General features: G+C 67.1%; 20 protein-coding genes. 17 read left to right on the top strand and 3 right to left on the bottom strand.

The genetic code is table 11. From position 1 onward, the window contains the following. The first annotated feature begins 33 nt into the window (after nt 1–33). Nucleotides 34–609: a recombinase family protein gene (locus J2W23_RS01150; protein ID WP_307648043.1), complete on the top strand. Its 576-nt coding sequence runs from the start codon at nt 34–36 to the stop codon at nt 607–609. 79 nt (nt 610–688) lie between these two features. Here the strand turns inward: J2W23_RS01150 and J2W23_RS01145 are convergent, their stop codons facing one another. Together J2W23_RS01145 and J2W23_RS01140 are read right to left on the bottom strand one after the other, a co-directional pair. Then, nucleotides 689–1,825 (bottom strand): sigma-54 interaction domain-containing protein, encoded by a 1,137-nt coding sequence (locus tag J2W23_RS01145; protein ID WP_307647366.1) that lies wholly within the window; start codon nt 1,823–1,825, stop codon nt 689–691. Beyond that, nucleotides 1,822–2,949: an acyl-CoA dehydrogenase family protein gene (locus J2W23_RS01140; RefSeq protein WP_307648042.1), complete on the bottom strand. Its 1,128-nt coding sequence runs from the start codon at nt 2,947–2,949 to the stop codon at nt 1,822–1,824. The genes J2W23_RS01145 and J2W23_RS01140 overlap by 4 nt, the downstream gene beginning before the upstream one ends. Before the next feature lie 315 nt (nt 2,950–3,264). Here J2W23_RS01140 and ssuD point away from each other — a divergent pair, with 315 nt between their 5' ends. The 16 genes from ssuD (at nt 3,265) to J2W23_RS01060 (ending at nt 21,547) form a co-directional block, all read left to right on the top strand. Continuing rightward, the gene (ssuD, locus tag J2W23_RS01135; RefSeq protein ID WP_307647365.1) at nt 3,265–4,428 is read left to right on the top strand and encodes an FMNH2-dependent alkanesulfonate monooxygenase; all 1,164 of its coding nucleotides are present in this window, start codon (nt 3,265–3,267) and stop codon (nt 4,426–4,428) included. After that, a complete protein-coding gene (locus J2W23_RS01130) occupies nt 4,425–5,615 on the top strand; it encodes an acyl-CoA dehydrogenase family protein (RefSeq protein ID WP_307647364.1) in 1,191 nt (396 codons plus the stop codon). Before ssuD ends, J2W23_RS01130 begins: the two co-directional genes overlap by 4 nt. A 256-nt stretch (nt 5,616–5,871) precedes the next feature. Then, complete coding sequence (locus J2W23_RS01125) at nt 5,872–7,281, top strand: ABC transporter substrate-binding protein (RefSeq protein ID WP_307647363.1); 1,410 nt, start codon at nt 5,872–5,874, stop codon at nt 7,279–7,281. 53 nt (nt 7,282–7,334) lie between these two features. After that, nucleotides 7,335–8,180, top strand: coding sequence for a carbohydrate ABC transporter permease (locus J2W23_RS01120; RefSeq protein WP_307647362.1), 846 nt, complete (start codon nt 7,335–7,337; stop codon nt 8,178–8,180). Between the two features lie 29 nt (nt 8,181–8,209). Continuing rightward, nucleotides 8,210–9,112, top strand: coding sequence for a carbohydrate ABC transporter permease (locus J2W23_RS01115; RefSeq protein WP_307647361.1), 903 nt, complete (start codon nt 8,210–8,212; stop codon nt 9,110–9,112). Nucleotides 9,113–9,143: 31 nt separating this feature from the next. Beyond that, the gene (locus J2W23_RS01110) at nt 9,144–10,274 is read left to right on the top strand and encodes an ABC transporter ATP-binding protein (RefSeq protein WP_307647360.1); all 1,131 of its coding nucleotides are present in this window, start codon (nt 9,144–9,146) and stop codon (nt 10,272–10,274) included. Next, nucleotides 10,264–11,529: an acyl-CoA dehydrogenase family protein gene (locus tag J2W23_RS01105; RefSeq protein ID WP_307647359.1), complete on the top strand. Its 1,266-nt coding sequence runs from the start codon at nt 10,264–10,266 to the stop codon at nt 11,527–11,529. Before J2W23_RS01110 ends, J2W23_RS01105 begins: the two co-directional genes overlap by 11 nt. 57 nt (nt 11,530–11,586) lie before the next feature. Beyond that, nucleotides 11,587–12,840 carry an SfnB family sulfur acquisition oxidoreductase gene (locus J2W23_RS01100; RefSeq protein ID WP_307647358.1) on the top strand — a complete coding sequence of 418 codons (1,254 nt, stop codon included), beginning with the start codon at nt 11,587–11,589 and terminating at the stop codon, nt 12,838–12,840. 15 nt (nt 12,841–12,855) lie between these two features. Beyond that, nucleotides 12,856–14,304, top strand: a complete 1,449-nt coding sequence (locus J2W23_RS01095; protein WP_307647357.1) for an LLM class flavin-dependent oxidoreductase — start codon at nt 12,856–12,858, stop codon at nt 14,302–14,304. Nucleotides 14,305–14,705: 401 nt separating this feature from the next. Next, complete coding sequence (gene msuE / locus J2W23_RS01090) at nt 14,706–15,308, top strand: FMN reductase (protein ID WP_307647356.1); 603 nt, start codon at nt 14,706–14,708, stop codon at nt 15,306–15,308. Between the two features lie 41 nt (nt 15,309–15,349). Continuing rightward, complete coding sequence (sfnG, locus tag J2W23_RS01085) at nt 15,350–16,492, top strand: dimethylsulfone monooxygenase SfnG (RefSeq protein ID WP_307647355.1); 1,143 nt, start codon at nt 15,350–15,352, stop codon at nt 16,490–16,492. A 136-nt stretch (nt 16,493–16,628) separates the two neighbouring features. Then, nucleotides 16,629–17,462: an ABC transporter ATP-binding protein gene (locus tag J2W23_RS01080; protein ID WP_307648041.1), complete on the top strand. Its 834-nt coding sequence runs from the start codon at nt 16,629–16,631 to the stop codon at nt 17,460–17,462. Then, nucleotides 17,462–18,358, top strand: a complete 897-nt coding sequence (locus J2W23_RS01075; protein ID WP_307647354.1) for a branched-chain amino acid ABC transporter permease — start codon at nt 17,462–17,464, stop codon at nt 18,356–18,358. Before J2W23_RS01080 ends, J2W23_RS01075 begins: the two co-directional genes overlap by 1 nt. Nucleotides 18,359–18,361: 3 nt before the next feature. After that, nucleotides 18,362–19,366, top strand: coding sequence for a branched-chain amino acid ABC transporter permease (locus J2W23_RS01070; RefSeq protein ID WP_307647353.1), 1,005 nt, complete (start codon nt 18,362–18,364; stop codon nt 19,364–19,366). Between the two features lie 57 nt (nt 19,367–19,423). Then, on the top strand, nt 19,424–20,746 hold the full coding sequence (locus tag J2W23_RS01065; RefSeq protein WP_307647352.1) for an ABC transporter substrate-binding protein: 1,323 nt from the start codon (nt 19,424–19,426) through the stop codon (nt 20,744–20,746). A gap of 30 nt (nt 20,747–20,776) precedes the next feature. After that, entirely contained in the window at nt 20,777–21,547 is a 771-nt protein-coding gene (locus J2W23_RS01060; protein WP_176657971.1) for an ABC transporter ATP-binding protein, read from the top strand. Here the strand turns inward: J2W23_RS01060 and J2W23_RS01055 are convergent. Next, nucleotides 21,502–22,434, bottom strand: coding sequence for an SdiA-regulated domain-containing protein (locus J2W23_RS01055; protein ID WP_307647351.1), 933 nt, complete (start codon nt 22,432–22,434; stop codon nt 21,502–21,504). The two genes, J2W23_RS01060 and J2W23_RS01055, sit on opposite strands and share 46 nt — an antisense overlap. Nucleotides 22,435–22,527 lie beyond the last annotated feature (93 nt).

Raw genomic sequence — 22,527 nt, 5'->3', positions numbered from 1 at the left:
TCGCGCCGGTGATCCAGCCTCGTAAGGGTGTTTATGCTGATTGGCTATGCGCGGGTGTCGACTCGCGAGCAAGAAACGCATTTGCAGATTGATGCATTGCGGGCTGCTGGTGCTGAGGTCATCTTTCAGGAAAAGACCTCCAGCGTTGGGGAGCGGGTGGAGTTGAGGCGTTGTCTTCGGGAGCTACGGCCCGGTGATGTATTCATGGTCTATAAGCTGGATCGGGTGGCCCGCTCGTTGCCCGATTTGCTGGCGATCTTGGAAGAGATTCGTATCGCTGGTGCGCTCGTTAAGAGCTTGACTGAGCCGCTTGATACGACCACCGCGATGGGGTCGTTTGTGATTCAGATTCTTGGTGCTGTTGCTCAACTTGAGCGGGGCATCATTCGAGAGAGATCTATTGCGGGCCAGCGTGCTGCGCGTGATCGTGGAAACCTCCCTGGGAGATCGCGTGCGCTGTCGTCAGAAGCTGAGGCCGAAGTGGTGCGGTTGTACGCCACCGGTGAGCACACGATGCATGCGATTGCGCTGATGTTCGAGGTGTCCGACTCTGTCGTGAAGCGTGCTGTATATCGTGCAAAGAAGCCGGGCCATTCGAGTCTGAGATAGGGTCGAAAACTTCCGGTTCCGCCAGATAGCAAGCAAAAACGGCCCCTCACGGGGCCGTTTTTCATTTCCAGCCCCACATCTATTTCAGCGCCGAAATCTCCCGACTCTTGATGAGTCTGGAGCGCAGGATGTTCCGGCTGATCCCCAGCAGCCTCGCCGCCTGCACCTGGTTGCGATGGCAGAACTCGAAGGCCGTGCGCATCACGGTGTCCTCGATCAACTCGAACATCTGATCGCGGGGCTCGTTGAACAGCTCGCGCAGCACCGTCTCCAGCGCCTGTTGCGGCGTGGCGTGCGCAGGGGGCTCGCTCTCGGTCGGGCGCCTCTGGATGTTCAGCGAAGACAGGTGCAGGTGCTCCGCGCCCAGCACGTCGTGCTGGCAGATCAGCAGCGCGTGGTGGATCACGTTCTCCAGTTCGCGGATGTTGCCGGGCCAGCCGTGCTCGGAGAGCTTCTGCTCGGCGCCGGCATCGAGGCGCACCGCGCCGTAGCCCAGCCGCTGGCGGTATTCCTCGATGAAATGCCGCGCCAACGGAAGGATGTCGCCGGGGCGCTCCCGCAGCGTGGGCAGCGCGAGGTGCACCACGTGCAGCCGGTAGAACAGGTCTTCGCGGAAGTGGCCGGCAGCCACCGCGTCCTGCAGCCGCACGTTGGTTGCGGCCACCACGCGCACGTCGATCGGCACGCTCTTGCGCGAACCCAGCCGCACCACCTCGCGCTCCTGCAGCACGCGCAGCAGCTTGACCTGGATCGACAGCGGCAGGTCGCCGATTTCATCGAGGAACAGCGTGCCGCCGTTGGCCGCCTCGAACCAGCCTGTCTTGGCCGAGAACGCACCGGTGAACGCGCCTTTCTCGTGGCCGAAGAGCTCGCTCTCGACCAGGCTTTCGGAGAAGGCGCCGCAGTTCACCGCCACGAAGGGCTTGCCGCTGCGGCGGCTCAGGTCGTGCACATGCCGTGCGATCAATTCCTTGCCGGTACCGGTCTCGCCAATGATGAGCACGTTGGCATCGCTGGGCGCCACCATGCGGATGCGTTCGAGCAGCGCGGCCGAGCGCGGGTCCTGGAAGACCTGCGCAGTGGCGCGGATCGAGGTGGTGAGCTTGCGCGGGTTGGGAAAGGTCAGCAGCGTGGGCGCGTCCCGGTCCTCATCGTCGGCGGCGGAAGAGGCATCGACCGATGGCAGCACATCGAAGGGGCGGGTGTAGGCGGTCATGAGTAGAAGGTCGGTACGGGGTATTGCTGCTTGAGGGCCCATTCGCCGAGCTCGCGCAGCTTGTAGGCCACGGGGTCGTGCAGGGTCTGGGTGCGCAGGTTGCGCCAGTGGCGGTCCAGGCGCAGGCCGCCGTGGGTGGCGCGCGCGCCGGCCACGTCGAACATGCGCGTACAGATGTCCAGCCCCGTGTTCGTGGCCGCCACCTTGGCGGTGGCCACCGCCACCGCGACGTCGCCGCGCTCGCGCTCGGTCAGCGCGGGGCCGCGCCGCCAGGCTGCGTCGAGCCGGTCGGCTGCGCGGTCGGCCAGCACCCGCACGCTCTCCAGGCCCACCCAGAAGTCGCCGTAATGGCCGAGCACATAAGGGTCTTCGTGCATCTGCGCCACATGCGCGGCATGCCAGGGGCGCGACTCGTGCAGCGTGTAGTGCTTCGCATCGTGGAAGGCGGCCTCGGCGATGCCCAGGTAGATGTTGGCCAGCACGAGCTGCGACACCAGCGGCCGGAGGCACGCGAAAGGCGTCGAGAGCGGGCCGGGGTCGGCCAGCACCTCGTGCTGCTCCACGCGCACCTTCTCGAAGGTCACGCTGCCGCTGTCGGTCTGGCGCTGGCCGATGTTGTTCCAGTCGGGGGCGACGAAGATGCCCGAGCGGCCGGTAGGCACCGCCGCGACGATGAAGGCGCCGCTGCCCGCTTCGCGCGCCGAGGCGATGAGCATCTCGGAATCGAGCGCGCCCGAGCAGAAGCTCTTTTGCCCGGTGAACTCGCGCCAGTCCTCGCGTGCGCTCGACACCGTGCGGTCGTCCAGCGGATTGAGCGCGTTGCCCCAGAACCAGCGGCGGCGTGCGGTCTGCTCGAACCACGGCTGCCATTGCGCGGGCCGTGCGAACAGGCGCACCGTGGCCAGCATCAGGTGATGAAACCCGAACACATGCGCGATCGAGCTGTCGGCCTGCGCGAGCAGGCGCACGACATCGAGCGTTTCGCGCCAGTCCGCGCCGCCACCGCCGAACTCGTGCGGAATGCTCAGCGCGAGCAGGCCGCTGTCGCGCAGGGCATCCCGTTCGGCCTTCGGCGTGCCGCCGCGCTCGTCGCGCTCGACCGCGGTGGCCGCGAAGCGTTCCATGAGATCGCGCGCGATGTCGCACGGGGATTCGGCAGCCGGAATGGAAAGAACGGAACTCACACACAAGTCCTTGGTGATTGATGCGCAGGCAGCACGGTTGCTGCGCCAGCAGCATGTTCGCGGCGAAGAAGAGCGCGGCCAACGATGCGATCCATATATCGATCCTTGTTTTGCTTCCATGGCAGCAGCGCAGACGGGTCGATGCAGCGCGTGCAGCAGATGTGGTGTTCGGCTGCTGCTCCAGCAGCAGAAATCGCGCGCTTTCGCGTGTTCCCGCAGGCAGGGCGACTGGCACGCTAACTGCTGAATCGCCGCATGCAACTTTTCTGGTTCCTCCCCACGCACGGCGACAGCCGCTACCTCGGCACTTCGCGCGGCGCGCGCACGGTGAGCCATCGCTATCTGCGGCAAGTGGCGCAGGCCGCCGACGAACTGGGCTACGAAGGCGTGCTGATTCCCACCGGGCGCTCGTGCGAAGACTCGTGGGTGGTCGCCTCGTCGCTTGCGGCGCAGACAGAGCGGCTCAAGTTCCTGGTCGCGATACGCCCCGGCATCATTTCGCCGACGGTCTCGGCGCGGCAGGCCGCAACCCTCGACCGCTTTTCCGACGGCCGCCTGCTCATCAACGTGGTGACCGGCGGCGACCCCGACGAGCAGCACGGCGACGGCAGCTTCCTCACGCATGCCGAGCGCTATGAGGTGACCGACGAGTTCCTGCGCATCTGGCGCGGCGTGGCGGCGGGCGAGACGGTCAATTTCTCGGGCAAGCACCTGCGCGTGGAGAACGCGAAGACGCTCTATCCGCCGGTGCAGAAGCCGTACCCGCCGCTGTGGTTCGGCGGCTCGTCGGATGCGGCCATCGAACTCGCGGGCGAGCAGGTCGACGTGTACCTCACCTGGGGTGAGCCGCCGGCAGACGTGGCCGACAAGATCGCCAAGGCCCGCGCCGCCGCGGCGAAGCACGGCCGCGCGCTGCGCTTCGGCATCCGCCTGCATGTGATCGTGCGCGAGACCAGCGAGGCGGCATGGCGCGCCGCCGACGAGCTGATCTCCTACGTGACCGACGACACCATCGCTGCCGCGCAGAAAGCCTTCTCGCGCTTCGACTCGGTGGGGCAGCAGCGCATGGCCGCGCTGCACGGCGGCCGTCGCGACAAGCTGGAGGTGTCGCCCAACCTGTGGGCCGGCGTGGGCCTTGTGCGCGGCGGCGCGGGCACGGCGCTCGTGGGCAGCCCCGAGGAGGTGGCGGCGCGCATCAAGGAGTACGCGGCGCTCGGCGTGGAGACCTTCATCTTCTCGGGCTACCCGCATCTCGAAGAGGCGTACCGCGTGGCCGAGCTGCTGTTTCCGCTGCTGCCGCTCGCCCATGTGCGCCCGGCGGGGCAGGCCAACATCACCGGGCCCTTCGGCGAGGTCATCGCCAACGACATCGTGCCGCCTTCGCCGCAAGCGCCGGTGCGCGAGAAGGCCGCCGCATGAAGCACTTCTCTGCAGAGGCCGGCGATGAAGTCGTGCCCTGGCATGCGACCGCGCAGCGCGTCACGCAGGCACTGGCAGAGACTGCCGTAGAGCGCGACCAGCGCGGCGGCACGCCCAAGGCCGAGCGCGAACTGCTGCGCGACAGCGGCCTGCTCATGCTCAGCGTGCCGACCGAATTCGGAGGCCTGGGCGCGAGCTGGCAGCAGACGCTCGACGTGGTGCGCGGCTTCGCGCGCGTCGACAGTTCGGTGGCGCACCTGTTCGCCTTTCATCACCTGCTGCTCGCGACCACGCAGCTCTTCGCGCAGCGCGCGCAGTGGCAGCCGTGGATCGAGCAGACCGGCGAACGCCGCTGGTTCTGGGGCAACGCGCTGAACCCGCTCGACAAGTCCACGCGCGCGGAGGCGGCTGATGGCGGGTACGTGTTCTCTGGCCGCAAGAGCTTCTGCTCCGGCGCGAGCGATTCCGACATGCTGCTCGCCTCGGCCCTCGATGCGAACGACCGCCTGCTGATCGGCGTCGTGCCCACGCGGCGCGCGGGCATCACCGTGCTCGATGACTGGGACAACATGGGCCAGCGCCAGACCGACAGCGGCAGCGTGCGGTTCGACAACGTGCGGGTCGATGCGGGCGAGTTGCTGCTCGACCCCGGCCCGCTCTCGACGCCGTTCGCCTGCCTGCGCCCGTTGCTCGCGCAACTGATCCTCGCGAACATCTACCTGGGCCTCGGCGAGGGCGCGCTCGAAGAGGCCAAGGCTTTCACGTTGCAGCAGGGCCGCCCCTGGCTGTTCTCGACCGCTTCGGCCGCAAACGAAGACCCGTACGTGCTCACGCACTACGGCGATTTCTGGCTCGCGCTGCAAGGCGCCCGCATGCTGCTCGACCAGGCAGCGGCGGCATTCGACCAGGCGTGGCTGCGCGGCACGTCGCTGAATGAACACGAGCGCGGTCAGGTGGCCGTCGCTGTCGCCGCGGCCAAGGTCGCGAGCACGCGCGCGAGCCTCGAAGTGGCGCACCGCATGTTCGAAGTGACAGGCGCGCGCGCCACCACCGCCGCGTTGCGCCTGGACCGCTACTGGCGCAACCTGCGCGTGCACACGCTGCACGATCCGGTCGACTACAAGGTGCGCGAACTCGGCGACTGGGCGCTCAACGCGCGGCTGCCGCAGCCCAGTTTCTATTCCTGAACTTCAGCGTCCGATGCAACGGGCCTGCGACCTCGCGTCGCAGGCCCGTTGTGCTTTGAGCGTGCGCTTGGGCGAGGGCGCAGCGCTGCTGGCTCATCAGCAATCCAGCCGCAGCCTGCTGCCGACCCAGCATGCGCGAAGGCAGTCATTTCGCGCTAACTCGTTGATTTGTATGGAGCGAGCAAGTGGCACGCGATTCGCATATATCCATTGCGCTGCGAATACATCGCGGCTTCCAAACTGAGGTCATATCAACATGCGTCGAAAAGAGAATGTCCTTGCTGCGCCCGGCACGTCGGCCACTGCGCCTTCCGCCATCGCATCGGCCCTGAACCGCCGCCGGTTCATCGGCACGGCAGCCGCCCTGGGCGCTGCGGGCGTGCTCGCAGCCTGCGGCAAGAAAGACGCCGAGGCACCGCCGCCCGTCGCCCCGGCCGAGGCTGGTGCGAGCGCGAAAAAATACGCGGGCCAATCGCTGAACCTGCTGTTCAACCAGCCGCATGCGCTGGCCGGCAAGCTGCTGGCGCAGGAGTTCGAAGCGCTCACGGGTGCGAAAGTGACCGTCACGCCGGTGCCCTACGACCAGCTGCATGCGCAGGCCACGCTCGATGTGCAGTCGGGCGCGAACCAGTTCGACGTCATCGATTATTTCTATCACACGCTCGGCGCGCTGGTGGCCGACAAGGTGGTGGTCGACGTCACCGACCGCATCGCGCGCGACACCGCGCAGATCGAGCCCGGTGACTTCCTGCCGTCGCTCTACGACACCTACACGCTGCGCGATGGGCGCCGCTGGGGGCTGCCTTACGACGGCGACACGCACGTGTTGTTCTACAACACCGAGATCTTCGGCCGGCATGGATTGACGGCCCCCAAGACCTGGGACGACTACTACAACGCCGCCCGCCTCATCACCGAGAAGGAGTCCGCCAACGGCATCTACGGCGCGGTGGTGCAGGGCTTCAAGATTCCGGTGATCGTGGGGTCGTCGTATGCCAACCGGCTCGCCGGTTTCGGCGGCAGCTTCTTCACGCCCGACGGCAAGCCCGCATTGACCAGCCCGCAGGCCATTGCCGCAGCGGAAGAGTTGGCGCGGATCGTGCCCTATGCCTTGCCCACGCCGGCGGAAACCGCGTTCGAACATGCCTTGCCCGCCTTCCTGTCGGGCAAGGCCGCCATGATCGATTTCTGGACCGACCTGGGCGTGACCGCGCAGGACCCCGCCTCTTCGAAGATCGTGGACAAGTGGGCGCTGGTCCAGTTGCCGGTCGGCGGAGACAACAAGACGCCGCGCGCGGCATTGAATGCGGGCTTCGGCCTCGGCATCACGGCCGGCACCAAGAAGACCGAACTGGCCTGGGAATTCATCAAGTGGGCCACCAGCAAGGACATCTCGCTCCAGCAGGATGTGCTGCCCGGCAGCGGCATCGACCCGAACCGCACCTCGGTGCTGAACCATCCCGACTACATCAAGGCCGCGCCCAAGCTGCAGCCCGAGCTGAAGGCCGCCATCGGCGATGCGCTGGCGTGGCCGCTGCAGGCGCAAAGCCCCAAGCTGATGGATGCGCTGACCGAGCAGCTCGCGCTGATCGTGTCGGGTAAGAAGAAGCCGCGTGAAGCGTTGGAGGCTGCGCAGGCCAGCTGGGTGCAACTGCTCGACGCATGAGTCTTGCGTTGCAGTCATCGCAGGGAAGGTGGCAACGCACGGCACCGCGCTGGATGCTGACGCCTGCGGCCCTCGGCCTGGCGCTGGTGTGCGTGGTGCCGGGGCTCTATACGCTGGCGCTGGCGTTCACGAAGTCCACGCTGGGCCAGCCGTTGACCGCGTGGGCGGGCTGGCGCAACTTCGCGCCGCTCGCGCAGACCTCCGACTTCGCATTCACGTTGCTTCGCACCGTGCTCTATGCGGTGCCGGCTTGCTTGCTCCAGCTCGTCTTCGGCCTGCTGATCGCACTGCTGCTGCAGGCACTGCGGCAAGGGCGCTGGGCGTACAGCCTGATCCTGCTGCCGCTGATGACGCCTCCGGTGCTCGTCGGCGTGGCCTGGAAGCTGCTGCTCGCGCCGGCGGGTGGCCTGTTCAACGGCACCTTGCTGCGCCTGGGATGGCTGAGCGAACCGGTGTCGCTGCTGGGCTCCACCACCTGGGCCCTGCCTGCTGTGATGCTGGCGGACAGCTGGCAGTGGCTGCCGTTCGTGGTTGTGTTGTGCGTGGCCGCATTGCAGGCCTTGCCTTCCGATGTGTACGAGGCGGCTGCGCTCGATGGCGCGAGTCCGCGTCGGATCTTCATCAAGGTCACGCTGCCCTTGCTGGCGCCCGCGCTGGTCGGCATCTTCCTGCTGCGGGTGGTGATGTCGCTCAAGACCTTCGACCTGGTCTACATCCTCACCGCCGGCGGACCGGGGCGCGCCACGACGTTGGCAAGCTACGAAGTCTGGAAGTCGGGCCTGCAGAACTTCGACATCGGGCAGGCCGCCGCGCAGACGCTTGTCTTCTGCGTGCTGGTGGCGTGGGTGACATGGCCGATTCTCCGGACCCTGGCGTGGGTGGAGCGGCGCACGGGCTAGCCCGCGCGCACAGGAACACGGACTGCGACATGACGACTGCCCACGTATCCACCGCGCACGCCGGCACGGGCTCGGCCACGACGCACAAGAGCACCACGAAGGATCGAGCGAGGCCGGCGGTCCACTCGCGCGAAGGGCTGCGCAAGACGGCGCTGCGCCTTGCGCTGGCGGCCGTGCTGGTCTTCTGCCTGCTGCCGATCGCCTTCCTGGTCGCGACCTCGTTCAAGTCGCGCGACGAGGTGCTGTCGGGCCATTTCCTGCCCCTGGCGCCCACGCTGGCCAACTGGTCCTCGGTGTTCGAGATCGCGCCGCTGCATTGGCACCTGTTCAATTCATTGGCGGTGGCCATCGTCAGCGTTGCGGTGACGCTGGTGGTCGCGGTGCCCGCGACCTATGCCGTGGTCAAGCTGCGGCGCGGGCCCGCATTGGCCGGCGCATTGCTGTCCAGCTATGTGGCGCCGCCCGTGGTGGCGCTGCTGCCGCTGTTCTTCATGATGCGCCACGCGGGATTGAACAACAGCATCCTCGGGCTGGGCCTGGTGGATGGCCTGATGAACGTGCCCGTCGCGTTCTGGCTGCTGCGCAGCTTCTTCAAGCAGGTGCCCGTGGCGCTGGACGAAGCCGCCTGGCTCGATGGCGTGGGCTACTGGCGAACGCTGTGGCGGGTGAACCTGCCGTTGCTGTGGCCGGGCCTCGTCTCCACGGGCCTGATCTGCCTGATCCTGACCTACAACGAATTCCTGCTGGCCTCTGTGCTCAACAGCCGGCCCGACATTCGCACCATCACCGTTGCCATCTCGCTCTTCCAGGGCGAGCGGGTGGTGAATTTCGGGCAGATGGCCGCGGCCTCGCTGGTCGGCATCGCGCCGGTGTACCTGGTGGCGCTGGCATTCCAGAAGCACCTGATCAGCGGCCTCGGGGCTGGCCGCTGAGCGGCCGCCGTCCATTCTTCATTCGAGTTCCATGTCCCACATACAGATCACCGGCCTGTCCAAGAAGTACGGCAGCACGGCCGTGCTGCGCGACGTTCACCTCGGCATCGGCGAGGGCGAGTTCGTCGTGCTGGTCGGGCCCTCCGGCTGCGGCAAGTCGACGCTGCTGCGCGCGATTGCCGGGCTGGAGACCACGGACGGCGGCACCATCGCGTTCGACGGCGAAGCGGCCGACCATCTGCCGCCGCAGCAGCGCCGCCTCGCCATGGTGTTCCAGAGCTATGCGCTCTACCCGCACATGACGGCGCACGACAACATGGCCTTCGGTCTGCGCGAGCAGCGCCAGAGCGAAGCGCTGATCGCCCAGCGCATCGCCAAGGCCTCGGCCGCATTGCACCTGGACGACTACCTGGACCGCTATCCGCGCCAGCTCTCGGGCGGCCAACGCCAGCGGGTGGCGATGGGACGGGCCATGGTGCGCGAGCCGCGGGCTTTTCTTTTCGACGAGCCCTTGTCCAACCTCGATGCGCAGTTGCGCGTGCAGATGCGCGCCGAGATCCGTGCGCTGCAGCGGCAGTTGGGCACCACCACCGTCTACGTCACGCACGACCAGGAAGAGGCCATGACCATGGCCGACCGCATCGCGGTGCTGCGTGCCGGCCGCATCGAGCAGGTGGGCGATCCGCTGACGCTCTACGACGAACCCGCCAACGAGTTCGTGGCGCGCTTCATCGGCTCGCCGCCCATGAACGTGGTCGATGCCCGGTGGACACAGGGCCAGTTGTCGCTGGGCGAGGGCATTCGCCTGCCGGCGCCGCCCGGCTTGACGGGGCGGCACGACGACGCGGTGCGCCTCGGCATCCGGCCCGAGCACCTCGTGTTCCATCGCGGCGAAGCGCAGCCCGATGCGCCGCTGCTTCGGCTGCGCGTGTCCGCTGTCGACTACCTGGGCTCCATCACCGAGCTGCACGGCACCGTGCCGGGCGCGTTCGATGCCAGCCCCTGGCTCGCTCGGCTCGCCGGACGCCACCGCGCCACGGCGGGCGAGGAGGTGACGCTGACCTGGAATCCCTCGCACGCCCATTTGTTCAACCCGGAGTCGGGCGCACGCCTCTCCCTCGCAACCCAGGCCGCAAGGCCTTCGCATCGCCATGAGCACTGAAACCATCCTCGCCCCTCACACGACCAGCACCACCACCGCCGCGTGGACCCCCTGCGAGCATCCCGCGCTCGCACAGAAGTTCCGGCCCGTCTTCCAGCGCATCGCCGAGACGGCGCTCGAACGCGAGCGCAATCGCCAGTTGCCCTTCGAGCCCATCACCTGGCTGAAGCAGGCCGGTTTCGGCGCGGTGCGCGTGCCGGTGGAACACGGCGGTGGCGGCGCATCCATTCCGCAGCTGTTCCAGTTGCTGGTCGAGCTCGCAGAGGCGGATTCCAACGTGCCACAAGCGCTGCGCGGGCACTTCGCGTTCGTGGAAGACCGCCTCAACGCACCGCCCGGCGCGGCACGCGACGTGTGGCTGCATCGCTTCGTGAAAGGCGAGCTGGTCGGCAATGCGTGGACCGAAGTCGGTGCGGTGGCCATCGGCGACGTCGGCACGCGCATCTCGCAAAAGAACGGCCGCTGGGTGGCCAACGGCCGCAAGTTCTACAGCACCGGCAGCATCTTTGCCGACTGGGTCGACCTGTATGCGCGCCGCGCCGACAACGATGCCGACGTGACGGCCGCCGTCAGCACCCACCAGCCGGGCGTGGTGCAGCACGACGACTGGGACGGCTTCGGCCAGCGCACCACCGGCAGCGGCACCTCGGTGTACGAAAACGCCCACATCGACGACGAGAACGTCTTTCCGTTCGAGACGCGCTTCAAGTACCAGACCGCGTTCTATCAACTGTTCCATCTCGCCACGCTGGCGGGCATCGGCCGCGCCATCGAACGCGACGTGGGGCACGAGGTGCGCAACCGCCAGCGCATCTACAGCAACGGCAACGCGCAGCATGTGAGCCAGGACGCGCAGATTCTTCAGGTCGCGGGGCAGATCTCGGCGCTGGCCTATGCCGCCGAGGCCACGGCGCTGCGTGCGACGCTGCCGGCCCAGCGGGCCTACGAGGCGCGCCTGCAGGGCGACGAGGCCGCGGAGCGGCAAGCCAACATCGATGCCGAGATCGAATCGGCGCAGGGCCAGATCGTGGTGTCCGAGCTGGTGCTGCGCGCGGGCTCCGACCTCTTCAACGCGCTCGGCGCCTCGGCCGCGAGCAGCGCCAAGGCACTCGACCGCCACTGGCGCAATGCGCGCACGGTGTCCTCGCACAACCCCACCGTCTACAAGGCGCGCATCGTGGGCGACTGGCGCGTCAACGGCACCGAGCCGCCCTATGTCTGGCAGATCGGCAGCGGCCCCGGCCGCAAGGGTTGATCTGCATCGCGTTCTTCTCTTGTTCGCCCGTTCCTTCCTATTTTTCTGGAGCTCACCATGACCACCGCAACCCTGGACCGTCCCCGCGTCAACACCTCCGAGCCGTTTGCGCCGCGTCCGCGTCCGGCCCAACCCGCGCATGTCATTCGCGACGATGCCGAGGCTGTCGCCGTCGCCCGGCGTCTGGCCGCCGAGTTCGGCTCCGAGTCGGCGCTGCGCGACCGCGACGGGCTGCTGCCGCTGGCCGAACTGGACGCCTACTCGCAGAGCGGCCTCTGGGGCATCACCGTGCCCAAGGCGTACGGCGGCGCGGGCGTGTCCTTCGCCACCTTGGCGGAAGTGATCCGCACTGTGGCGGAGGGCGACTCGAGCATTGCCCAGATCACGCAGAACCATCTGGCGCTGGTGAGCCACATCGAGCTCGACGGCACGCCGGAGCAGAAGAAAGAGCTGTTCGGCCTGGTGCTGCAGGGCATCCGTTTCGGCAACGCCTTCTCGGAGAAGAACAGCAAGAACGTCGCCGCGTTCGAAACCACGCTGGTGTTCGACGGCGACGACGTGGTGGTCAACGGGCAGAAGTTCTACACCACCGGTGCGCTGCTCTCGCACATCGTGCCCATCGTCGCGGTGGACCCGGTGGAGGGCAAGGGCTACCTGGCGTTTGCCGAGCGCGATGCGCCGGGCCTCACCGTGCACAACGACTGGTCGAGCTTCGGCCAGCGCACCACCGCATCGGGTTCCATACAGATCGCCAACGTGCGCGTGCCGCGCAGCCGCTTGTTGCCCGTGGCCGCGTTCGACCGGCCCACCGCGGCCGGCGCGATCTCTCAGATCATCCAGGCGGCCATCGATGCAGGCATTGCCGCCGCCGCCATTGCGGAGACCATCGCCTTCGTGCGGACCCGCAGCCGTCCGTGGATCGACAGCGGCAAGGAGACCGCGGCCGAGGACCCGTTCATCATCAGCGCGATCGGCGACCTGACACTGCGCCTGCACGCGGCAGAGGCCTTGCTGGAGCGCGCGGGCCGTGCCATCGACCGGGCGCTGGCCGATCCCGAGGAGAGCGCCGTCAACGCCGCCACCGTGGCCACGGCCGAGGCCAAGGTGCTGACGACCGAGGTGGCCATCAACGCCTCCAACAAGCTCTTCGAACTGGCGGGCACCCGCTCCACGCTGGCCGAGCACAACCTCGACCGCCACTGGCGCAATGCGCGCGTGCACACGCTCCATGACCCCGTGCGCTGGAAGTATTTCCACCTCGGGAACTACCAGCTCAACGGCGTGCATGTGCCGCGCCACGCCTGGAGTTGAAGGAGAGATTCCCGCATGACCAAGACCATCCGCTTCAACGCCTTCGAGATGAACTGCGTGGCGCACCAGTCCCCCGGGCTGTGGGCGCATCCGCGCGACCGTTCCTGGGAATACAAGGACCTCCACTACTGGACCGACCTCGCGAAGCTGCTGGAGAAGGGCATCTTCGACGGCATCTTCATCGCGGATGTCATCGGCTATTACGACGTGTACAAGGGCGGCAACTACCACGCGCTGCAGCAGGCCGCGCAGATCCCGGTGAACGATCCGCTGCAACTGGCGGCGCCCATCGCCATGGTGACCGAGCACCTGGGCATCGGCATCACGGCGTCGACTTCGTTCGAGCACCCCTACACCTTCGCGCGGCGGCTCTCCACGGCCGATCACCACACCAGGGGCCGCCTGGGCTGGAACATCGTCACCTCGTACCTGGAGAGCGGCGCCAGGAACATCGGCCAGGGCGGGCTGCGCAAGCACGAGAACCGCTACGAGGTCGCGCAGGAATACGTGCAGGTGCTCTACAAGCTTTTCGAAGGCAGCTGGGAGAGCGATGCCGTCGTGCGCGACCGGCGCACCGGCATCTTTGCGCACCCCGAGAAGATCCACGAGATCGGGCACAAGGGCGAGTACTTCGACGTGCCCGGCTATCACCTGTGCGAGCCCTCGCCGCAGCGCACGCCGGTGCTCTACCAGGCGGGCGCGTCGGGTCCGGGCAAGGCGTTTGCCGCGCAGCATGCGGAGTGCGTGTTCGTGGCTGCGCCGAGGCAATCCACTTTGAAAAACTATGTGCGTGAAGTGCGCGAGCAAGCCGCGGCGGCGGGGCGCGATGCGCAGAAGCTGCTCATCTACAACCTCGTCACGGTGATCGTGGACGAGACTGATGCCAAGGCCGAGGCCAAGTTCGAGGACTACAAGCGCTATGTGTCCTACGACGGCGCGCTGGTCTTCATGTCGGGCTGGACCGGCATCGATTTCGGCCAGTACGCGCCGACCGATCTGGTGCGGCGGGTGGAGACCAACGCCATCGTCTCGGCCATCGAGCACCTGGCCGGCGGCGACAGGGCCTGGACCATCGAAGAGCTGGCGCAGTGGGGCGGCGTGGGCGGCATGGGGCCCGTGTTCGTCGGCTCTGCGAGCACGGTGGCCGACATCCTGCAGCAGTGGGTGGAAGCGACCGATGTGGACGGCTTCAACCTGGCCTACGCGGTGGCGCACGAGACCTTCGAAGACGTGGTGACGCACCTCGTGCCCGAGCTGCAGCGCCGGGGCGTGTACCCCACGGCCTATGTGCCGGGAACGCTGCGCGAGAAGCTCTTTGGCCAAGGGCCGTTGCTGCCGAAGAGCCACCCCGCGCATCTGTACCGCGACATCGAGCGCGTCAAGCGCGAACAGGCGCTGTCTGCGCATGGCCGCGTGGCCGGGCGGCCATCGAAGGCGCCGGAGCAACTCGCACAAGCGAGCTGATACGAGTTCGCGGTTGATCGACAAGAACCGTTCGGACTGAGCTTGTCGAAGTCTCGCGCGGCGCTTCGACAAGCTCAGCGTGAACGGATGGATGTTTTTTGAAGGCGCATCCGTACGAGCGCTTCGCGCGTGCGCATTGCTGCAAGAGCAGCAATCCCAGCCCGTATTGCTGCCTGGCGTTCATGCGATGCGCGCATACCGATCTGCTTCAAACAACTATGGCGGCAGCGCTGCTGATCCAGCAGCAATCCAGCCGCAGCCTGCTGCCGATCCAGCATGCGCGAAAGCAGTCATTTCGCTCTAACTCGTTGATTCATAAGGCCTCGCGAAGTGGCACGCCATTCGCTTATATGCAATGTGCCGCGAACGGGTCGCAGCTTCCAAACAAAGGTCATATCAACATGAGTCGAAAACTGAAAGTCGTTGCCGTCTCCGGCAGCTTGCAACGTCCCTCACGCACGCTGGTGCTGGTCGACCGGCTGCTGGCCGCGCTCGGCGACGAGGTCGCCATCGATGCGCGCGTGATCTCGCTCGGCGAGATCGGTCCGCAGTTCGCCGGCGTGCTGTATCGCAACCAGTTGCCCGCGGTCGTGGAGGAAAGCATCGCGGCCATCGAGTCCGCCGACCTGCTGATCGTGGCGAGCCCGGTGTACCGCGGCTCGTACACGGGGCTCTTCAAGCACCTGTTCGACTTCGTTCATCACGAAGCGCTGACCGACAAGCCGGTGCTGCTCGCTGCCACCGGCGGCAGCGACCGCCACGCGCTGGTCATCGACCATCAGCTGCGCCCGCTCTTCAGCTTCTTCCAGGCGCGCACGCTGCCCATCGGCGTCTACGCGGTCGAGAAGGATTTCGAGGGCTACGAGGTGGCCAACCCGGCGCTGCGCGAACGCATCGCGCTGGCTGTGGCGCGCGCCGTGCCGCAACTGCGCGACCTGCGCGATGCGTCGCCGAGCGCAGCACCCGTCATCCAGAAGCCCGCGCCCGTCGCGCTGGCCGCCTGAAGCATTTTCCGATTCGACCGTTCACAGAGAGGAACCCCGCCATGAGCCAATCGCCTTCCACCGCCGCCGCCCCCGTCAAGTTCGCCTACTGGGTGCCCAACGTCAGCGGTGGCCTCGTGGTCAGCACCATCGAGCAGCGCACCGACTGGAGCCTGGAATACAACCAGCGTCTCGCGCTCGCGGCCGAGAAGGCCGGCTTTGAATACGCGCTGAGCCAGATCCGCTTCACCGCGGGCTATGGCGCGGAGTACCAGCACGAGTCGGTGTCGTTCAGCCAGGCGCTGCTGCACGCGACCACCAAGCTCAAGGTGCTGGCCGCGATCCTGCCGGGCCCGTGGAACCCGGCCGTGGTGGCCAAGCAGATCGCCACCATCGACCACATCTCCAACGGCCGCATCGCCATCAACGTGGTGAGCGGCTGGTTCAAGGGCGAGTTCCAGGCCATCGGCGAGCCGTGGCTGGAGCACGACGAGCGCTATCGCCGTTCGAACGAATTCATCCGTGCGCTCAAGGGCATCTGGACGCAGGACAACTTCACCTTCAAGGGCGACTTCTACCGCTTCAGCGACTACACGCTGAGCCCGAAGCCGGTGCAAAAACCCCACCCCGAAATCTTCCAGGGCGGCAGCTCGCGCGCCGCGCGCGACAACGCAGCCAGCGTGTCCGACTGGTACTTCACCAACGGCAACACGCCCGAGGGCCTGAAGGCGCAGATCGACGACATCCAGGCCAAGGCCGCGGAGAACGGCCACACGGTGCGCATCGGCGTGAACGCCTTCGTCATCGCCCGCGACACCGAGGAAGAAGCCAAGGCCGTGCTGGCGGACATCATCAAGCACGCCCACGTCGAGGCGGTGCACGCCTTCGGCGATGCGGCCAAGCAGGCCGGCAAGTCGTCGCCCGAAGGCGAGGGCAACTGGGCCAAGTCCACCTTCGAAGACCTCGTGCAATACAACGACGGCTTTCGCACCAACCTCATCGGCACGCCGCAGCAGATTGCCGAACGCATCGTGGCGCTCAAGGCCATCGGCGTGGACCTGATCCTCACTGGCTTCCTGCACTTCATCGAAGAGGTGGAGTACTTCGGCGAGAAAGTGCTGCCGCTGGTGCGCAAGCTCGAAGCCGAGCAGGGCGCAGCGAATGCCGGCAAGCAAAGCAAGCCGGCATTGGAAGCCGTGGCATGAGCCGCCGGGCCGCCCCAAGGCGAAATCCGCAGCCGAAAGCGGAGGTCTTTCAATGAACCTGGCGATGGCGATGGCGATGCCCGATCTTTTCTTCGAGGCGGGTCCGGTCTCGCTCGGTGCCGATCCGGTGGCCTTCATGCCGGCGGGCCGCGCGGCACCGGCCGGGAAAGACACGGGCACCTCGGCCGTGCTGCGGCTGGAAGGCGTCGACCTGTCCTTCGGTGGCGTCACCGCGCTGTCGGGCGTGGATCTCTCGATCGCCAAGGGCGAGATCCGCGCCGTCATCGGGCCCAACGGCGCCGGCAAGAGCTCGCTGGTCAACGTGATCAGCGGGCTGTACCGGCCCGACCGCGGGCGCGTGTGGATCGGCGGGCGCAGCTTCGGCCATGTGCCGACGGCGCGGCTGGCCCGGCTGGGCATCGCGCGCACCTTCCAGAACCTCGCGCTCTTCAAGGGGTTGAGCGTGCGCGACAACATCGTGCTGGGGCGCGTCGATGCGGCGCGCTCGACCTTCGTCGAACAGCTCATCGGGCTCGGCCGCGCGCGGCGTGAACGCGACGATGCGCGTGCGCGTGCCGACGCGATCATCGGCTTCCTCGGGCTCGGCGCCGTGAGCGAGCGGCTGGCCGGCACGCTGGCCTATGGGCTGCAGAAGCGTGTCGAGCTAGCGCGCGCGCTGGTCGCCGCGCCGCAACTGCTGCTGCTCGACGAGCCGATGGCCGGCATGACCGTCACCGAGAAAAGCGAGATGGCGCATTTCGTGCGCGCCGCGCGCGACGAGTTCGGCACCACCATCCTCCTGATCGAGCACGACATCGGTTTGGTGCTGGGCCTGTCGGACCGGGTGGCGGTGTTCGACTACGGCCGCAAGATCGCCGACGGCACGCCGGCCGAGGTGCGCAGCGACCCGGCGGTGATTGACGCCTACCTGGGCGTGGCCCACGACGACGACCAGGCGGAGCAGGGCTGATGGACGCCTCCGATCTCAGCTTCTTCGCCGAGGTGCTCATCGGCGGCCTGCTTTCGGGCGTGATGTATTCGCTCGTGGCCATCGGCTTCGTGCTGATCTACAAGACATCGGGCGTACTCAACTTTGCGCAGGGCGCGCAGCTGCTGTTCGCCGCGCTCACTTTCGTGAGCCTGGTGGAGCGCGGCGTGCCTTTTGCGCTCGCCTTGCTGCTGACCTTCGCGCTCATGGTGCTGTTGGGTCTGGTCATCGAACGCACCGTGCTGCGACCGCTGGTGAACCAGCCGCCGATCACGCTCTTCATGGCAACGTTGGGCCTCTCGTACGTGATCGAGGGCGTGGCCCAGCTCGTGTGGGGCACGCAGGTGCATGCGCTGGAACTGGGCATCGCGGACGAGCCGCTGCAGTTCCTCGGCATCATGGTCTCGACCTTCGACCTGTTCGCCGCCGCAACGGCCGGCGTGATGGTCGCGCTGCTCTCGGCTTTCTTCCGCTACACCCGCGTGGGCCTCGCGTTCCGCGCGGTCGCCGACGACACCTACGCGGCGATTGCCGTAGGCCTGCGGCTGCCACGCATCTGGGCCACGGTGTGGGCCGCGGCCGGTGTCATCGCGCTGGTGGCCGGGCTGCTGTGGGGCGCGCGGCTGGGCGTGCAGTTCTCGCTCTCGCTGGTGGTGCTGAAGGCGCTGCCGGTGCTGGTGCTGGGCGGCTTCGATTCGATCCTGGGCGCCATCGTCGGCGGGCTGGTGATCGGCGCGCTCGAGAAGTTGGCCGAGGTGTACATCGGGCCTTTCGTGGGCGGCGGCATCGAGAGCTGGTTCGCGTATGTGGCGGCGCTGGCATTCCTGCTGATCCGGCCGAGCGGGCTGTTCGGGCAGAAGCTGGTGGAGCGCGCCTGAGCCATGCGTACCGTTTCCGTGCCTCCATGGACCTGGCCGCTCGCGGTGCTGGCTGTCGCCTTCGGCGTCGTGCCCTTCATCGCATCCGGCTACGTGTTCGACGCGCTGCTGATTCCGTTTCTCGCGCTGTCGCTCGCGGCAGTCGGCCTCAACCTGCTGACGGGGTATGCAGGTCAGCTCTCGCTGGGCACCGCGGCCTTCATGGCGGTCGGCGCCTTCGCGGCCTACAACTTCAACCTGCGCGTGGAAGGGCTGCCGCTGCTCGTGAGCATCGGCCTCGCGGGGCTGGCCGCCACGGCCGTCGGCCTGGTGTTCGGCTTGCCGAGCCTGCGGCTGCGCGGCTTCTATCTCGCGGTGTCGACGCTGGCCGCGCAGTTCTTCGTGCAATGGGCGCTCACCAAGTTCAGCTGGTTCAGCAACGACAACGCCTCGGGCGTGATCGATGCGCCCACGCTCGAAGTGGCGGGCATGGTGTTCGATACGCCGCTGGGCCGCTACATCTTCTCGCTGAGCATCGTCACCGTGCTCACGCTGCTGGCATGGCGCCTTGTGCGCACGCAAACGGGCCACCACTTCATCGCCGTGCGCGACAACGAACTGGCCGCGCGCGTCATCGGCGTGCCGGTGCTGCGCACCAAGTTGCTGGCGTTCGCGGTGTCGTCGTTCATCGTCGGCGTGGCGGGCGTGCTGTGGGGCTTCGTGTACCTGCGCACCGTGGAGCCCGCGGGCTTCAACCTCGACCGCTCGTTCCAGATCCTCTTCATCGTGATCATCGGCGGGCTCGCGACGATCCGCGGGGCTTTCTTCGGCGCGGCGCTGATCGTGGTGTTTCCGCTGCTGCTCTCGCGCGCCGGCAGCTTCTTCTTCGGCAGCTGGTTCGATTCGGGCGTGCTCGACATGAGCCAGCGCATCGTGCTGGGCGCACTGATCATTTTCTTTCTCGCTGTGGAGCCGCAGGGGCTGGTCGCCCTGTGGGACCGCGCGCGCAAGCGGCTCGCACCGGCCTGAGCCCACGCAGGCACGCACCTTTCCTTTTTCCTTCGCATCCTCAGAACCTTCACCACCATGTCCTTCCTCAAGCACCTGAAAACCGCGGCCCTGGCCGCCACCCTGTCCGTGGCCGGCCTGCAGTTCGCGCATGCCGATGGCAACGAGCAGTTCTTCCCGCTGCAGAGCTACCGCGTCGGTCCCTATGCGGCCGGCGGTACCGGCTTCTTCGGCGGCTTCATCGACTACCTGAACCTGGTCAACACGCGCGACGGCGGCGTGGGCGGCGTCAAGCTGACCTGGGAAGAGGGCGAGACGCAGTACGAGGTGGAGCGGGGCGTAGAGGTGTATGAGCGCCTCAAGCAACGCCCCGGCATCGCGACCTGGAACCCGCTGTCGGTCGGCATCGCCTATGCGCTCATCGACCGCGTGACGGCCGACAAGGTGCCGCTGCTCACCATCAACCACGGCCGCACCGATACCACCGATGGGCGCGTGTTCAAGTACATCTTTCCGTTGCTGCTCAACCCGTACAGCGAAACCTCGGGCATCGTGAACTACATCGCGGGCAAGGCGGGCGGCACCGACAAGCTCAAGGGCAAGAAGATCGTGGTGCTGTACCACGGCTCGCCCTACGGCAAGGAGACCATTCCGGTCTACGAGTTGCTCGCGAAGAAGTACGGCTTCACGCTGCAGCAGATCGAGGTGCCGCATCCGGGCAACGAGCAGCAGTCGCAGTGGCTCACCATCCGCCGCGTGAAGCCCGACTACGTGGTGCTGCGCGGCTGGGGCGTGATGAACCCGGTGGCACTCAAGACGGCGCAGAAGACGGGCTTTCCGGTCGATCACATCGTGGGCAATGTGTGGTCCAACTCCGAGGAAGACGTGATCCCCGCGGGCGATGCGGCCAAGGGCTACGTGGCCATCACCACGGTGGCGGCCGGCGCGCAGTACCCGGTGCTGCAGGACATCAGCAAGATCGTGTACGGCGCGGGCAAGGGCAACCTGCAGGACACCAGGCGCATCGGCAGCGTCTATCACAACCTGGGCGTGCTCAACGGCATCCTGAACGTGGAGGCGATCCGCATCGCGCAGGCGAAATTCGGCAAGCGCACGCTCACCGGCGACGAGATCCGCTGGGGCCTGGAGAACCTGAAGATCGACGAGGCGCGCGCCGCCGCGCTCGGCGCCAAGGGCCTGTTCCACTCGATCAACGTGACCTGGGACAACCATGAAGGCGACGGCCGCGTGGCCTTCCAGCAATGGGATGGCAGCAAGTGGAACGTGGTGTCCGACTGGATCGCGCCCGACTGGAAGCTGCTGCGCCCGATCATCGAGAAGTCTTCGCTGGCGTACGCCAAGGAAAAGAACGTCAAGGTGCGCAAGAGCATCGATGACTGAACGAGGCCGGCCCGCAAGGAGGCCACTGCAATGACCACACCGCTGTTGCGCATCGAGGCCGTCGAGGCGGCCTACCAGCGCTCGATCGCGGCGCTGCACGGCGTGAGCCTGGAGGTGCGCGCCGGCGAGATTCATGCGCTGCTCGGCGCCAACGGGGCGGGCAAGTCGACCACGCTCAAGGCGGTGTCGAACCTGCTGCCGGCCGAGCGCGGGCAGGTCACGGCCGGGCGCATCGTCTTCGACGGACACGACACGGGCCGTACCAGCCCGGCCGACCTCGTGCGGCTCGGCCTGGTGCAGGTGCTGGAGGGGCGCCACTGCTTTCGCACGCTGACGGTGGAAGAGAACCTGCTGACCGGCGCACTCGGGCGCAGCGCGCGGCGTTCGGAAGCAGTCGAGGACCTGGCGCGGGTCTACGCGATCTTTCCGAAACTGAAGGACCGGAGAAAGACCCTGGCGGGCCTCAGCTCGGGCGGCGAGCAGCAGATGACGGCCATCGGCCGTGCCCTGATGTCGCGGCCCCGATTGCTGGTGCTCGACGAGCCCTCGATGGGATTGGCGCCGCTGGTGGTGCGCGACATCTTCGAGCAACTGCGGCGGCTCAACCGCGAAGAGGGCCTGTCGATTCTCGTGGCCGAGCAGAACTCCACCGTGGCGCTGCAATACGCCGACCGGGCGACCGTGCTCGACGCCGGCATTGCAGTCTTGAGCGGCGATGCGCCGGCTTTGCGCCAGCGCGCCGACATCCAGTCTTTTTATTTCGGCGAAGGCGCTGTCGCGGACGCGCGCTCGAAGCGATAGAACAGGTTGGGTTCGGACAGCAGGTAGAGCCTGCCGTCAGGGCCGACGGCAACCCCTTCGGGCTGCGGCACCTTGCGCTGCAGGCCGTTGAATCCGCGCCACAGCGGCAGCATGCTGACCGGGCGTCCGTCCGGCGCGTATTCCACGATCAACGCCGACTCGTCGCTCAGGAGCAGCAGATGCCCGGTCTCGTCATGCACGGTGACCGACGAAAGGTCGCTCATGAACAGCGAGGCCGCGCGCGAGGATTTCCATTCGCTGATGTCGATGTTGAAACCGCTGGAGGGCGTGGACGGGTCCAGCCCGGTGACCATCAGCACACGCATCGGAAGCTTTTCGCGGACCACATACAAGCGCTTGTGCACGCCGTCCCAGGAAATGCCCTCGAAGCTGCTGTTGTGCAGCTTGTCGATGCCGATGCCCAGGCTCGGGCGGCCGGCCACTGACACCCGCTGCGTATCGCGGCCGATCTGCACCCAGTACATGCGGTGGCTGTCCTCGTCCGAGATCACGTAGCTGTCGCCCTGCACGTAGGTGATGCCCTCGGGGTCCTTCACCCCGTCGAGCGCGACGACGCGCAGGAGCCGGCCCTCGGTGGTGAGTTCCGCGATCTGCGGCGGGCGGTTGATGACGGTGAAGAGGGTGCCGGTTTCGGTGTTGAAGGTCAGCCCCGAGGCATTGCGGGTCAGGCCCTGGATCGGCATGCCCTCGACAGCCACCTGGTAGCCCGGCAGCCACAGCGAGGTGCCCGCCCATTGGGATGCACCGAGCGTCGTGCTCAGCCAGTAGTAGCCGAAGGCCAGGACCTTGAAATACCAGACGAAGAGCGCGCCGAGTGCCAGGACGACGGCATAGAGGAGGGGCTTGCGGAAACTCGGGCGGGTCATGCGGCCGAGTCTAGGGGCTTCGAAAGCGACAGGATGCCGCTCGATGATTGCGCGCCGTCGTGCGCAACCCGTGCCCGGCGAATCCGCCGTTGC

Origin of the sequence: Variovorax boronicumulans (assembly GCF_030812215.1) — a bacterium.
GTDB classification, from domain to species: Bacteria; Pseudomonadota; Gammaproteobacteria; order Burkholderiales; family Burkholderiaceae_C; genus Variovorax; species Variovorax boronicumulans_C.
This window is presented reverse-complemented; position numbering and strand designations above follow the sequence as displayed.

What these genes read in the sequence shown, in the direction of transcription:
- J2W23_RS01150 (WP_307648043.1), top strand. Translation starts at nt 34, where the DNA reads ATGCTGATTGGCTATGCGCGGGTGTCGACTCGCGAGCAAGAAACGCAT.
- J2W23_RS01145 (WP_307647366.1), bottom strand. Translation starts at nt 1,825, where the DNA reads ATGACCGCCTACACCCGCCCCTTCGATGTGCTGCCATCGGTCGATGCC.
- J2W23_RS01140 (WP_307648042.1), bottom strand. Translation starts at nt 2,949, where the DNA reads ATGGAACGCTTCGCGGCCACCGCGGTCGAGCGCGACGAGCGCGGCGGC.
- ssuD (WP_307647365.1), top strand. Translation starts at nt 3,265, where the DNA reads ATGCAACTTTTCTGGTTCCTCCCCACGCACGGCGACAGCCGCTACCTC.
- J2W23_RS01130 (WP_307647364.1), top strand. Translation starts at nt 4,425, where the DNA reads ATGAAGCACTTCTCTGCAGAGGCCGGCGATGAAGTCGTGCCCTGGCAT.
- J2W23_RS01125 (WP_307647363.1), top strand. Translation starts at nt 5,872, where the DNA reads ATGCGTCGAAAAGAGAATGTCCTTGCTGCGCCCGGCACGTCGGCCACT.
- J2W23_RS01120 (WP_307647362.1), top strand. Translation starts at nt 7,335, where the DNA reads ATGCTGACGCCTGCGGCCCTCGGCCTGGCGCTGGTGTGCGTGGTGCCG.
- J2W23_RS01115 (WP_307647361.1), top strand. Translation starts at nt 8,210, where the DNA reads ATGACGACTGCCCACGTATCCACCGCGCACGCCGGCACGGGCTCGGCC.
- J2W23_RS01110 (WP_307647360.1), top strand. Translation starts at nt 9,144, where the DNA reads ATGTCCCACATACAGATCACCGGCCTGTCCAAGAAGTACGGCAGCACG.
- J2W23_RS01105 (WP_307647359.1), top strand. Translation starts at nt 10,264, where the DNA reads ATGAGCACTGAAACCATCCTCGCCCCTCACACGACCAGCACCACCACC.
- J2W23_RS01100 (WP_307647358.1), top strand. Translation starts at nt 11,587, where the DNA reads ATGACCACCGCAACCCTGGACCGTCCCCGCGTCAACACCTCCGAGCCG.
- J2W23_RS01095 (WP_307647357.1), top strand. Translation starts at nt 12,856, where the DNA reads ATGACCAAGACCATCCGCTTCAACGCCTTCGAGATGAACTGCGTGGCG.
- msuE (WP_307647356.1), top strand. Translation starts at nt 14,706, where the DNA reads ATGAGTCGAAAACTGAAAGTCGTTGCCGTCTCCGGCAGCTTGCAACGT.
- sfnG (WP_307647355.1), top strand. Translation starts at nt 15,350, where the DNA reads ATGAGCCAATCGCCTTCCACCGCCGCCGCCCCCGTCAAGTTCGCCTAC.
- J2W23_RS01080 (WP_307648041.1), top strand. Translation starts at nt 16,629, where the DNA reads ATGCCGGCGGGCCGCGCGGCACCGGCCGGGAAAGACACGGGCACCTCG.
- J2W23_RS01075 (WP_307647354.1), top strand. Translation starts at nt 17,462, where the DNA reads ATGGACGCCTCCGATCTCAGCTTCTTCGCCGAGGTGCTCATCGGCGGC.
- J2W23_RS01070 (WP_307647353.1), top strand. Translation starts at nt 18,362, where the DNA reads ATGCGTACCGTTTCCGTGCCTCCATGGACCTGGCCGCTCGCGGTGCTG.
- J2W23_RS01065 (WP_307647352.1), top strand. Translation starts at nt 19,424, where the DNA reads ATGTCCTTCCTCAAGCACCTGAAAACCGCGGCCCTGGCCGCCACCCTG.
- J2W23_RS01060 (WP_176657971.1), top strand. Translation starts at nt 20,777, where the DNA reads ATGACCACACCGCTGTTGCGCATCGAGGCCGTCGAGGCGGCCTACCAG.
- J2W23_RS01055 (WP_307647351.1), bottom strand. Translation starts at nt 22,434, where the DNA reads ATGACCCGCCCGAGTTTCCGCAAGCCCCTCCTCTATGCCGTCGTCCTG.